12 protein-coding genes are annotated in these 12,156 nt (G+C 71.7%); 8 read left to right on the top strand and 4 right to left on the bottom strand.

Translation table 11 applies throughout. The features are described 5' to 3' along the window. Positions 1-40 precede the first annotated feature (40 nt). Entirely contained in the window at positions 41-544 is a 504-nt protein-coding gene (locus ACFT32_RS02085; RefSeq protein WP_382484735.1) for a metallophosphoesterase family protein, read from the top strand. A gap of 33 nt (positions 545-577) precedes the next feature. After that, positions 578-1,402, top strand: coding sequence for a methyltransferase domain-containing protein (locus ACFT32_RS02080; protein WP_382484732.1), 825 nt, complete (start codon positions 578-580; stop codon positions 1,400-1,402). Here the strand turns inward: ACFT32_RS02080 and ACFT32_RS02075 are convergent. Beyond that, positions 1,374-2,039 carry a TetR/AcrR family transcriptional regulator gene (locus ACFT32_RS02075; protein WP_382484729.1) on the bottom strand — a complete coding sequence of 222 codons (666 nt, stop codon included), beginning with the start codon at positions 2,037-2,039 and terminating at the stop codon, positions 1,374-1,376. The two genes, ACFT32_RS02080 and ACFT32_RS02075, sit on opposite strands and share 29 nt — an antisense overlap. Then, positions 2,036-3,331, bottom strand: coding sequence for a PucR family transcriptional regulator (locus ACFT32_RS02070; RefSeq protein WP_382484727.1), 1,296 nt, complete (start codon positions 3,329-3,331; stop codon positions 2,036-2,038). Before ACFT32_RS02070 ends, ACFT32_RS02075 begins: the two co-directional genes overlap by 4 nt. 189 nt (positions 3,332-3,520) lie before the next feature. Here ACFT32_RS02070 and ACFT32_RS02065 point away from each other — a divergent pair, with 189 nt between their 5' ends. Genes ACFT32_RS02065 through ACFT32_RS02040 form a run of 6 tightly spaced genes read left to right on the top strand, consistent with a single transcriptional unit; the run spans position 3,521 to position 9,035 of the window. Further along, on the top strand, positions 3,521-4,279 hold the full coding sequence (locus ACFT32_RS02065) for an ABC transporter ATP-binding protein (RefSeq protein ID WP_382484725.1): 759 nt from the start codon (positions 3,521-3,523) through the stop codon (positions 4,277-4,279). Further along, the gene (locus ACFT32_RS02060) at positions 4,276-5,082 is read left to right on the top strand and encodes an ABC transporter ATP-binding protein (protein ID WP_382484722.1); all 807 of its coding nucleotides are present in this window, start codon (positions 4,276-4,278) and stop codon (positions 5,080-5,082) included. The genes ACFT32_RS02065 and ACFT32_RS02060 overlap by 4 nt, the downstream gene beginning before the upstream one ends. A gap of 5 nt (positions 5,083-5,087) precedes the next feature. Continuing rightward, a complete protein-coding gene (locus tag ACFT32_RS02055) occupies positions 5,088-5,969 on the top strand; it encodes a branched-chain amino acid ABC transporter permease (protein WP_382484719.1) in 882 nt (293 codons plus the stop codon). Continuing rightward, on the top strand, positions 5,966-7,057 hold the full coding sequence (locus ACFT32_RS02050) for a branched-chain amino acid ABC transporter permease (RefSeq protein ID WP_382484717.1): 1,092 nt from the start codon (positions 5,966-5,968) through the stop codon (positions 7,055-7,057). The genes ACFT32_RS02055 and ACFT32_RS02050 overlap by 4 nt, the downstream gene beginning before the upstream one ends. A gap of 5 nt (positions 7,058-7,062) precedes the next feature. Then, a complete protein-coding gene (locus tag ACFT32_RS02045; RefSeq protein WP_382484715.1) occupies positions 7,063-8,340 on the top strand; it encodes an ABC transporter substrate-binding protein in 1,278 nt (425 codons plus the stop codon). A 41-nt stretch (positions 8,341-8,381) separates the two neighbouring features. Further along, positions 8,382-9,035 carry a TetR/AcrR family transcriptional regulator gene (locus tag ACFT32_RS02040; protein WP_382484712.1) on the top strand — a complete coding sequence of 218 codons (654 nt, stop codon included), beginning with the start codon at positions 8,382-8,384 and terminating at the stop codon, positions 9,033-9,035. A 19-nt stretch (positions 9,036-9,054) separates the two neighbouring features. Here ACFT32_RS02040 and ACFT32_RS02035 read toward each other — a convergent pair whose 3' ends face one another. Both ACFT32_RS02035 and ACFT32_RS02030 read right to left on the bottom strand, forming a co-directional pair. Continuing rightward, complete coding sequence (locus ACFT32_RS02035; protein WP_382484710.1) at positions 9,055-10,716, bottom strand: carboxylesterase/lipase family protein; 1,662 nt, start codon at positions 10,714-10,716, stop codon at positions 9,055-9,057. Between the two features lie 44 nt (positions 10,717-10,760). Beyond that, the gene (locus tag ACFT32_RS02030) at positions 10,761-11,999 is read right to left on the bottom strand and encodes a choice-of-anchor Q domain-containing protein (protein WP_382484707.1); all 1,239 of its coding nucleotides are present in this window, start codon (positions 11,997-11,999) and stop codon (positions 10,761-10,763) included. Between the last annotated feature and the right edge of the window lie 157 nt (positions 12,000-12,156).

Genomic DNA, 12,156 nt, shown 5'->3' with positions numbered 1-12,156 from the left:
GTTCCGGGGTGGAGCGGGCCACCGCCTCTAGGCTAGGGGTGTGCGTCTGCTCCTCACGTCCGACACCCACCTGCCGAAGCGGGCCAGGGAACTGCCCGCGCCGCTGCTGGCCGAACTCCCGCACGCCGACGTCGTGTTCCACGCCGGGGACTGGGTCGACACGGCCACCCTCGACCTGCTGGAGAGCCGCTGCCGCAGGCTCGTCGCCGTGTACGGCAACAACGACGGACCGGACCTGCGGGCCCGGCTGCCCGAGGTGGCGTACGCGGAACTGGGCGGGCTGCGCTTCGGGGCGATCCACGAGACGGGCCCCGCCCAGGGCCGCGAGAAGCGCTGCGCCGCCCGCTTCCCCGGCCTCGACGTGCTGGTCTTCGGGCACAGCCACATCCCCTGGGACACCACGGCCCCCACCGGCCTGCGCCTGCTCAACCCCGGCTCCCCGACGGACCGCCGCCGCCAGCCCCACTGCACCTACATGACCGCCACGGCCGCCGGCGGCCGGCTCAGCGACGTGGAACTGCACCGGCTGCCGCCGCGGGCCTGACCGCGGTGGGAGCCGCCGTGACATGATCGGCGCATGGGTCAGGACAAGGGATATCTCCTGGACAACCGGCAGGCCGAGGCCGGTACCCGCTTCGACGCGCTGGCGGCCCTCTTCGACGCCTCGACGTTCCGGCACTTCGAGACGGTCGGGATCGACGAGGGATGGCGATGCTGGGAGGTCGGGGCCGGCGGACCGAGTGTCGCCGCATGGCTCCGTGAACGGGTCGGGCCGCGCGGGCGTGTGCTCGCCACCGACATCGATGTCTCCTGGGCGCAGACCGCCGCCACCGGGGGAGTGGAGGTACTCCGCCACGACGTGGGCCGCGACGCACCCCCGGCCGGGCCCTTCGATCTGGTCCACGCCCGTCTCGTCCTGGTCCATGTGGCCGAGCGCGATGCCGCGCTGCGCACCATGGTCCAGGCGCTGCGCCCCGGCGGGTGGCTCCTGGTCGAGGACGCCGACCCCGCTCTGCAACCGCTGATCTGCCCCGACGAGCACGGCCCCGAGCAGGAGCTGGCCAACCGGCTCCGCACCGGCTTCCGCCGGCTGCTGCGGCAGCGTGGTGCCGACCTCTCCTACGGACGCAGGCTGCCGCGCCTGCTGCGCGAGGCCGGCCTCGCCGACGTCGAGGCCGACGCGTACTTCCCGGTCACCTCGCCCGCGTGCGACGTCCTCGAGACGGCCACCGTCCAGCAGGTGCGCGACCAACTCGTCGCCGAAGGCCTCGCCACGGACGAGGAGATCGAGCGGCACCTCGCCACCATCGCGGCCGGCCGTCTCGACCTCGCCACCTCCCCGATGATCTCGGCCTGGGGCCGCCGTCCGGCGTTCAGCCGGGCAGAGCCGACAGGTGGATGAGGATGCCGCACACCTCGTCCACGATCTCCCGGGCCTCCCTCTCGTCCTCGCAGTCGCCCAGCTCGCGTGCCGCCCCGCCGATCACGGTGGTCAGCACTCTCACCCGAACCCGGCCGACACGTCGCTTCTCGTCCACCTCCAGGAGCCGGGCGTTGCGCCGTACCCATGCGCGGTCCCACTGGCGGCGCAGCGCGTCGAAGCCGGCGGGGCCGTCGTCCTCCACGAGGAGCATGGCAAGGCGCCGGTTGTTGCAGGCACCCTCGAGGTAGGCCCTGGCTCCCGCGACGAAGAGGGCGATGGGATCGCTCACGCCACGCTCACGCTCGGCGGCCAGCGTGGCCGCGGTCCGGCGCTCCTGCTCCTCCCGGAACTCCTCCCAGAGGGCGAGGTACAGGCCGTGCTTCCCGCCGTAGTGCTGGAAGAGGCTGCCCACCAGGATGCCGGAGCGTGCCGCGATCTCGGCGAGGCCGGCCTCGGCGTAACCGCGCTCGGTGAACACCTCCAGCGCCGCGCTCAGCAGGGCGTGCCGAGCGGAGCCGTCCTGCTCGGCGTTCCCATCCGGCAGGCGCGGCTTCGCCTCTCCGTCCGGGTTCTGACGTGGCGTCTGCGTCACGGTCGTCTCCACGATGTGGCTCACTGGTGTTCTCCGTCTTCCTTGGCCCCGTCGCGGATGGCGAGGGCGACCAGCAGTTCCAGGAGGTCGGCGATCCGGCGCGGATTGCGCCCGGTGCGTTCCTCGATCCGGCGCAGCCGGTAGTGCGCCGTGTTGTGGTGCACCCGCAGCCGGTCGGCGGCCAGCCGCAGGTTGAGATCCGCCTCCGCGAAGGCCCGTATGGTGGCGGCCAGCGGGTCGCCACGTCTTCGGTCCTCTTCCAGCAGTGCACGCACACGCGGATCGACCAGCTGGCGGGCGAGGTCGTCGGCGCGCAGTGCCAGGTAGTCGAAGGGGGACAGGCGGGGCAGTGCCGCCACCCCGCCCCCGCTCGGCACGAGGTCGAGGGCGGCCCGGGCCTCGCCGTAGACGCGCGCCAGTTCGCCGGCGCCCTGGGCGACGGTGCTGATGCCCATGGCGAGCATGGTTCCCTCCCGCGCGAGCCGCCGCTGCACGGCTTCGAAGTGAGCACAGATGTCCTCCGAGTGCATGCCGGTGCGCACCACGGGCACGGCCACCACCTCGCCGTGGCGGACGACGACCAGGGTTCGGCCGGCCCAGGGCCCGGCGACGCTGATGGACGCGCTGGTCGCGTAGCCGTGCTCGGCGGAGGTGAGGTCGCCGGTGCGGGTGTCGTCGACGCACACCGCCACGACCGCCATCATCGGCGAGTGCGGCCCGATGCCGTACGCCTGGGCCGCGGCGAGCAGCGGGCCGCGCGTCGGTGCCGCGCCGGACAGGAGCTGGTCCAGGAGGTCCCGGCGCTCCCGGTCCGCGTCCGCGACCACGTGCTGCTCGTACTCGACATAGGCCTGCGCGGCATGGGTGCTGGCGTAGTCCACGTACCGCATCAGCGGCGTGACGAGTGACAGCGCGGCCTGCTGTGCCTCGGCGGAGGGGCCCGCGCAGTCCAGCAGAACGTCCCACAGCACCTGTCGGCCGACCCGGAAAGCGCTGATCCAGTCCTCCAGAGCGAACCCCGCGCGGGCCCTGCGCATGGCTGCCGCCCGGCTGAAGACCAGGTCCTCAGGGGCCATGTCGCGCTCGCCGGCCAGTGCGGCAAGCTGCATCCGGTAGTGCGTGAGCACCTGGTCCCGTACGTCGTCGAAGAACCGCTCGTCCTGCAGGGCGTACGACGGGATCTCCGTACGCATCACCGCGACGGCGGTCCGCGCGATCTCCTCGAGCCGGTCCTGCACGGCGTGCAGGATCCGGTGCCGCTCCCGGCTGACCGGTTCGGAGAGCGCGGGGGCGCCCAGGGCGGGACCACGAGGCATGGCGCCGATAGTCGCTGCCCGCCTCGTGTCCCGTCAACAGGCCCGGGGGGGCGAGAGCCCCGGGTGGTTGGGCGCGGCGCACAAGCCGGGGGCCGCGAAGTTGGGTGCTCGCACCCAATGTGCGCCCGGAAGGGCCCCACCTACTGTGACGCTCGCTCACCCCCCAGCACCTCGGAAGGGGCGTCACTCATGCTCGCGGTCGACGGTATCAGCGTGCGCTTCGGCGGGATCACGGCACTGGACGGTGTCGCGTTCACCGTCGAGCCGGGCACCGCCGTGGGGCTCATCGGACCGAACGGAGCCGGCAAGACCACCTTGTTCAACTGCCTCACCAGGCGCTGCACCCCTGACGCGGGGACGGTTCGGTTCGACGACGAGGACCTGCTCGCCCTCCCGCCGCACTCCGTGGCCGGGCGCGGTATCGCCCGCACGTTCCAGAACCTGGGGCTGTTCCCGCGGCTCACGGTCCGGGAGAACGTCATGGTCGGCGCCCACAGCCGGGGGCGCACCGGTCACCTCGCCGCGGCGCTCCGGCTGCCCCGCGTCCGGCGGGAGGAGGCGGAACTGCGGGACCGGGCGGACGACCTGCTGCACAGGCTGGGCCTGTCGGACGTCGCCGACCACCCCGCCTCCGGACTGCCGTTCGGCACCCTCAAACGCGTCGAACTCGCCCGGGCGCTCGCCGTGCGCCCCCGGCTGCTGTTGCTCGACGAACCGGTCAACGGACTCAGCCACGGCGAGGTCGACCGATTCGCGGATCTGGTCCGGACGGTGCGCGAGGACTTCGACCTGACGCTCGTGGTGGTCGAACACCACATGGGGTTCGTGATGGGCCTGTGCGACAAGGTGGTGTGTCTCGACTTCGGGCGCAAGATCGCCGAGGGCCCGCCGGAGGAGATCCAGCGCGATCCGGCGGTCATCGAGGCGTACCTGGGGGTGGCCGCGTGAGCGAGCCCACCACCGGCCGCACCGAGTCCGGGGCGAGTGCGGAGCCGGACTTCCTGAAGGTGTCCGGCCTGCACGCCGGATACGGCCAGGCCCGCGTGCTCCAGGGCCTGGACTTCAACGTCGCACGCGGCGAAGTGTGCGCGATCCTCGGACCCAACGGCGCGGGCAAGACAACCACCCTGCGGGCCCTGTGCGGCATGGTCCGCGGCCAGGGCTCGGTGACCCTGAACGGGACAGAACTGCTGGGCCGGTCGCCCGAGCAGGCCGCCCGGCTCGGCGTGGCACACGTGCCCGAGGGCCGGGGCACCTTCAACGACCTGACCGTCGAGGAGAACCTGCGCGTCGGCGCCCACCTGCACACCCCTCGCTGGCGGCGGGGCAGAGCCGAGCGCGCGGCCGTGGCGGCCGGCCTGGAACGGATCTACGACTACTTCCCCAAGCTGCGCCAGCGGTCCCGCCAGGCCGCAGGCAGCCTCAGCGGCGGCGAGCAGCAGATGCTCGCCATCGGCAGGGCGCTGATGCTGCGGCCCTCGCTGCTGCTCCTGGACGAGCCCTCGCTGGGGCTCGCTCCGCTGGTCACGCGCGAGCTGTTCGAGATCGTCCGTGCCGTGAACGAGGAGGAACGCACCACCGTGGTCGTCGTCGAACAGAACGCCCAACTCGCGCTGGATGTCGCGCACCGGGCCCACGTACTGGAGGCCGGCCGGCTGGTGCTGTCCGGACCGGCCGCCCGGATCCGCGAGGACGGGCAGGTCGCCGAGGTGTACCTCGGTGTCTCCGTCCGCTCGGCAGAGGGTGGGTGAGGGCCGTGACCGAAGTGCTCCAGCAAGTGGTGGAAGGGATCGGCTCCGGCGCGGTCTATGCCAGCCTGGCACTGGCCTTGGTGCTGATCCACCGGTTCACCGGGATCGTCAACTTCGCACAGGGCGAGCTCGCCATGATCTCCACCTATGTGGCGTGGCAGCTCGTGGCGTCCGGGATGCCGTTCTGGCTGGCGCTGCCCGTCACCCTGGCGGTGTCGTTCGCCGGCGGCATGCTGGTCGAACGGATCGTGATCCGTCCCGTGCGGAACTCGCCCGAGCTGACGACGGTCATCGTCACGGTCGGCCTGTTCATCTTCGTCAACGCCATGGCCGGTCTGATCTGGTCGTTCACCGTGAAGGACTTCCCGCAGCCGTTCCCCGACGGCGGGATCGACCTGGCCGGGGTGCGGGTGGACTGGTCGACGCTCGGGATCATCGTGGTGGTGGCCGTCGTGATGGGCCTGCTCTACCTGCTGTTCCAGCACACCTCCGCCGGCCTGGTGATGCGGGCGGCCGCGTGCAACCCGGCCTCCGCCCGGCTGTCGGGCATCCGGGTGGGCCGGGTGCTGATGCTCGGCTGGGGCCTGGCCGCGACGGTCGGTGCGGTGTCGGGCGTGCTCGTCGCCCCCGTGCTGTTCCTGGAGCCCAACATGATGGGCGGAGTGCTGATCTACGCGTTCGCCGCGGCCACCCTCGGAGGCTTCGACAGCCCGGTCGGCGCGGTCGTCGGCGGCCTGGTCGTGGGCGTCGCAGAGACGCTGGCCGGGGCGTACGTCGGCGTGATCGGAGCTGATCTGAAGGTCGGCGTACCCCTGGTGATCATCCTGGCGGTGCTGCTGGTGCGGCCACAGGGCCTGTTCGGACGGGCGGCGGTGGAGCGCGCATGAGCACTTACCTCACCACACTCGGCACGGGCCGCGCCCGGCGCCTGCGGGCCGCGCTCACCGCGCTGCTCGCGGTGGCGGTCGCCGTCGGCGTACCGTTCTACTTCGCCCCCTTCCAGGTATTCCAGCTGACCATGGTGCTGCTGTACGCCGTGGCACTGGCCGGACTGAACCTGCTCGTCGGATTCGGCGGGCAGATCTCGCTCGGGCACGGGGCGTTCTTCGCGGCGGGGGCATACACGGCGGCGGTCATGCTCGACCGGTACGACACCGGCCACTTGGCCACATTGCCGGTCGCGGCCGCCGGATGCTTCCTGCTGGGCCTCGGATTCGGAGTGCCCGCCCTCCGTCTGCGCGGGCTGTACCTGGCTCTGGTCACCCTCTCGTTCGCGGTGTTCCTGCCACCGCTGCTCAAGCGGCTCGAGCCGCTCACCGGCGGCTCCATGGGACTGACCGTGGACAAGCTGCAGCCGCCCGCGTGGAGCGGGCTGGCCGAGGACCAGTGGATGTACATCGTCGTCCTCGCCGTCACCGCGGTGGCCCTGCTGCTCGCCCGCAACCTCCTGCGGTCGCGGGCCGGCCGGGCACTGCTCGCCCTGCGGGACAACGAAAGCGCGGCGGAGGTCATGGGCGTACAGCTGTCCCTGCACAAGACCCTGGCCTTCGCCTGGAGCGCGATGTTCGCCGGTGTCGCAGGGTGTCTGTACACGTGGGTGATCGGCTTCGTCTCGCCCGACTCGTTCAGCTTCGTCCTGTCGATCACGCTGCTGGCCGGCCTCGTGGTCGGGGGCCTGGCCTCGCTGTACGGGCCGCTGCTCGGGGCGGCGTTCGTGATGTACGTGCCGAGCGTGGCCCAGGACCTCAGCGAGGCGGCGCCCGGTGTGGTGTTCGGCCTGCTGATCATCGCGGTGATGTTCGTGGCTCCGACGGGACTGGCCGGTCTCGCGGGCCGTCTCCGGGGCGCCGCCACCCGCCGACTCACCCGCACCGTCCCCGGCCGCCCGCCCGGGCCCTCCACGCCCCTCGCCGCGGATCCCGCACCTGTCGACGCCGAACCCGTGGGCGCACCGCCCCGCACGGAAAAGGAATGAATCACATGCGCAAGACGACTCCTCTGCGGGCGGCCGCGGCCGCGTCCGCCGCCCTGCTCCTCGCCACCGCCTGCAACAGCCAGCGCGGGCAGGACGACAAGGACGCCGCCGCCGACGGCGCGTGCCGGGGCCAGCAGACCACCGGCATCACCGACAAGACCATCAAGCTGGGCGGAATCTATCCGCTGTCGGGACCGGCCTCCGCGTACGGCACCATCGGCAACGGCGTGAACACCTACTTCAAGTACGTCAACGGCAAGGGCGGGATCAACGGCCGCACCGTGGAATTCGTCGTCCGCGACGACGGCTACCAGCCGCCCAAGGCGGTCGAGGAGGCGCGCAGACTCGTCGAGCAGGAGAAGGTCTTCGCCGTGTTCCAGACCCTCGGCACCCCGTCCACGGCAGCCGTGTGGGACTACCTCAACAAGCGGAAGGTGCCGCAGCCCTTCGTCGCCACGGGCGCCTCCGTCTGGGGTACGGACGACAAGCACCCGTGGACCACCGGCTGGCAGCCCAACTACGTGTCCGAGGCACGGGTGTACGCGAAATACCTCAAGGAGGAGAAGCCGAAGGCCAAGGTCGCCGTCCTGTATCAGAACGACGACTTCGGAAAGGATCTGCTCGGCGGGTTCGAGGCGGCCCTCGCCGGCAGCGGCATCAAGGTGGTCGCCGAGGAGAGCTACGAGGTCACGGACCCCTCCGTCTCCGCGCAGATGACAAGTCTCGCCCGGTCCAAGGCGAATGTACTGCTCGACATCACCACGCCGAAGTTCGGCAGCCAGGCCCTCGCCGCCGATGCCAAGAACACCGAGTGGAACCCGCTGCACATCGTCAACGCCGTGTCCGCGTCCACCACCGTGCTCAAACCGGTCGGATTCAAGAACGTCCAGGGCCTGGTTTCGGCGACGTACTTCAAGGACCCGGCCGACCCGCAGTGGGCCGACGACGCCGAGATGAAGACGTACAAGAAAGCGCTGCGCGAGTACGCGCCCGACTCCGACCCGGCCAACCAGTTCAACGCCTACGGCTGGGCCGTCGCCTCCAGCCTGCACAAGGCCCTGGACGCGATGAAGTGCCCGACCAGGGAGGGGCTGCGGGACGCGGTGCGCGATCTGAAGGACGTCAAGGTGGACATGCTGCTGCCCGGTGTCACTCTCTCCACCGGGTCCGACGACGCCTTCCCGCTCGAGACGATGCAGCTGATGCGGTTCAAGGGCGAGCGGTGGCAGCTGTTCGGCGAGCCGGTGGACACCCGCAAGGAGTTCGGTTCTCCGGAGAACTGAACCCGTCACCGTCGGCCGGTGCCTCCTCTAGAGTCGGCCCTATGACGGAGGCACCGGCCCTGGACCGTGGCGCGCGGTCACGTGACGCGATACTGGACACCGCCGGCGAGCTGATGTCGCGCCACGGCTACGCCGCCACGTCCATCTCGATGATCTCCACCGCATGCGGTCTGCCGGTCAGTTCGATCTACTGGCACTTCCGCAGCAAGGACGGGATCTACGTCGCGGTGCTGGAGCGCGCCAGGACCGCGCTGCTGGCGGCCCTGCCCCCGGCCGAGGTGCCGGGCGCCGACGTGGCGCAGCGTCTGGACACCTTTCTCGCAGACCTCGCGGGCGCGTTCCGGTGCCACCCGCGAGGTGTGAAGCTGCTGTTGGGGCTGGGCATGGTGCAGAAGGACGCCAGTGCGGCCGCTGTGGCCGAGGTGCGTCACTACCGGGACGCGCTGGTGGCCTGGGCCCGGGATTCCGTGAGCTCCGTCTTCGCACTGCGTGACCGCCCCGAGGAGGCGGACGAACTGGCGCGCTTCACTTTGCGGATGACGAGCGGAACCGCGGTGGCCCGTTGGTTCGAGCCGGACGCGGTCCTGGAGACCGAACCGCTGCGCGTGGCCTTGCTGGCCTTGGCGACCCACCACGGCGTTCCCGTGCGGGGCGTCACGAACAGGGAATCACCTGGCCCGCACCCTGGGCGGTGAGCAGAGACGGGTGCCGATGTCATCGCACCGCTCCTCGAGGCACGGGGGCGGACTGCCAGAACGAGCAGTGGTGGTCGGCCGCGAATGAGGTGGTCGGTCCGACCCGGTCCGGTGCCAGCACCTGGATGCGGTCCCCGGTGGCCGTATAAGGCGGCCAGGGTGGAGTCCCGGGCGCGTTGGGGTCGCCGGTGGCCGCGAAGCGGGCCCAGTAGGCGGTCATCGTGGCGGACAGTCGCCGCTGGGCGGGCGTCAGGGGTGCCAGCGCGTCCGTGGGGAAGAGATAGGCCAGTTCGGAGGCGTGGAAGGCACCCTGCGGCGTATGCGGGGCCGGGATGAACGGCGGCGCCTGCGTGTCGGCGAATTCGTAGGCGTGGACGGGAGCACGGCTGCTGTACAGCCGGCCGTCGGCCCGCGCCGGGCAGGCGAACCGCTGGTCGGTGCCTACGGCGGAGTAGGCCAGGTTGGGGGACGCATACGCCGAGGCGGGGTATGCGTCCAGGACCGCGGCCGCGCGGTCGCCGTACTGGAGCCTGATGAGCGCGGCATAGGAGTCGGGGGTCAGAGGGCCGCCGCCGAGCAGGTCCACGTACAGCGCGGTGAAGTAGCGGTATTCGTCATGGGTGCTGCCGCTCAGCGTCGGGACCGCGTTCACCCGCCCCTCTGCCCACGCCGTGTGCGGAGGGCGGGGGAGGACACGGGGACCGGTGTTCGGGGCCCACAGGGAGGCGGTCGCTGTCCCGGTGGCGCGGATGAGGTCGGTGGTGGGTACGGCACGCAGGCAGCCCGCCGCGGTCGCCGGGTCGGCACAGCCGACCGAGGCCGCGAAGTCGCTTCCCTTCCGCTCGGCCGCGTCGAGCGTGAGGGGCGTCAGACCGCCGCCCCCCGCGCACGCTCCGCTCTGCTGGATCGCCCGGTGGAACAGGCCTTTCGCGGTCGGCGATGCGATGTGGAGGCAGGTGTCCGCCGATCCGGCGGACTGGCCGCCGAGCGTCACCCGGCTCCGGTCGCCGCCGAACGCGCCGACGTTGCGCCGCACCCAGTGCAACGCGGCCTGCTGGTCCATCAGGCCGTAGTCGCCGGACGCGTGGTCCGCGCTCTCGGCCGACAGGGCGGGGTGGGCCATGAACCCCAGTGCTCCGAGGCGGTAGTTGACCGTCACCACGACCACGCCCCCCGCGGCCAGTGCGGCACCGTCGTAATCGCTGCCCGCGCCGTACGTGTTGGCGCCGCCGTGCAGCCACACCAGCACCGGCAGAGGCCGGCCGCTGCTGCGGGCCGGTGTCCAGACATTGAGGTACAGGCAGTCCTCCACGGTGCTGCCGGTGCGGTTGGACTCGCCGGGCAGGACGGGGCCGCCGTCGGGGAGCAGCGTCAGCGGTAACTGGGGGCAGGGGTGGGCCGGTGCGGTGGCGTTCCGTACGCCGGACCACCGCGCCGCGGGTCGCGGCGGGCGCCAGCGCAGCTCCCCGGTCGGAGGGGCGGCGAACGGGATCCCGTGGAAGACCCGTCCGCCGTCACGGACGGCCGCGCCCCGGACCCGGCCCTGGTCGGTGCGCACGACCAAGGAGTCGGGGCCGGAAGCGGCGCCGGCAGGGGGCGGGGGAACCGTCAGGGACAGGAAGAGGGCCGCGAAGACGGCTGTGACGCGGGCCGGAGCGGGGCGCGGGTGCGGGACTCTCACCCGTCGCTCCAGGTGACGGTGCGGGCTGGGGGTACGGCGCGGGGTCATGACGTGGCCTCGTAGGCGCCGATGTCGCAGCCGGCGCCCTGAGGGCGCGCGATGCCGCGCTGATCGGTGGCCGGGCACCCGTCGGCCGCGTCCAGGGCGGGGCTGCCGGGCAGCAGCGCGACGGTGTCGGTGGGGCCGCCGTTGTCGGCGAGCGGTCCGATCAGGGGCGTGCGGCTGGGCAGATCACCCGCGGCGGTCAGCCGGCAGCTGCCGTCGCCGTCGAGGTTGTGGCCCTGCGACGTGATGGTGGCGAAAGCCTTCTTGCAGTCGGCGGGCGAGCCGTCGACGGTGTTGTCCGCGATGACGGAGTTGCGCAGCGTCATGCGCCCGAGGGGCAGATCGATGATGTCGGGGATCGGTGAGGGCAGGCTGTCGAGATAGGCGGGGGCGATGTTGATCCCGCCCCCGCCATCGCTGGAACTGTTGCCGGTGATGGTCGAGTTGAGGATCTCCACGGGCCCCGTCCCCCTGATGTCGATGCCTCCGCCGTAACCGGCGAGGCTGCCCGGGCGGTCGCCGGGGTTCGTCACCCGGTTGTCCGCGATCGTCGAGTTGGTCACGGTGCCGGTGTCGTCGAACCGGATGCCGCCGGCCTCTCCCGCTGCGTTCCCGCTGACGGTGCTCTCGATCAGATCGAGGTGGGAGTCCGGGACGTTGAAGATGCCGCCGCCGTAACCGGCGGAGTTCCCGGCCACGGTGACCCGTCGCAGCGTCATGTGATGTCCGTTGGCGATCGCGCCCCCACCGGTGTCGGTGATGGGCAGTTCGCGCTGTTTGGTCACCCCGCCGGTGATCGTCAGATCGGACAGCCGGCTGTCCGCTTGCATGCGGAAGGCCCGGTCCAGGCGGTTGGCGTCGATGACGGTGGTCCGTGCTCCGGCGCCCTTGACGGTGATGGGGGCGGCGACGTTCAGGTCGCCCGTGGTGGGGTCGGGGTTGTCGCCGATGATCAGCCGCGGGTCGGGCGGGATCGTCAACTTGTAGTGGCCGGGAGGCAGCGTGATCGTACTGCCCGGCCGGGCGTTGGCGGCCATCACCGCGGCACGGAGGCTGCACGCGCCCGAGGCGGTGAGACACCGGCCGTCCGCCGCGTCGGCGTCGACCGTGTCGGACGTGGTGTCCACGGTGAACTCCGCGGGTCCGGAGGGCGCGGGAGCGGCGGCACGGGCGACGGGATGTAAGGCGGTGACGGTGAGGACGACGGCGATGGCGGCCGTGACGGCTGTGCACTTCATGTGGAACCCCTCTCGGCGAGGCATCAGGGCGTACCAGGACTCGGCTTCTGCGAGGACTTCGTGCTGGTGAGCGATGCGCGGCTCGTACGGGGAACGGCGTCGGCGCTTCCGGGGCGCGCCTCGTGGGTACCGCCCGCGGTCTGGAGGGAGCGTTCCA

Origin of the sequence: Streptomyces sp. NPDC057002, assembly GCF_042673825.1 — a bacterium.
GTDB lineage: Bacteria > Actinomycetota > Actinomycetes > Streptomycetales > Streptomycetaceae > Streptomyces.
The sequence above is the reverse complement of the archived record's forward strand: the minus strand, read 5'-3'. Positions and strand labels throughout refer to the sequence as shown.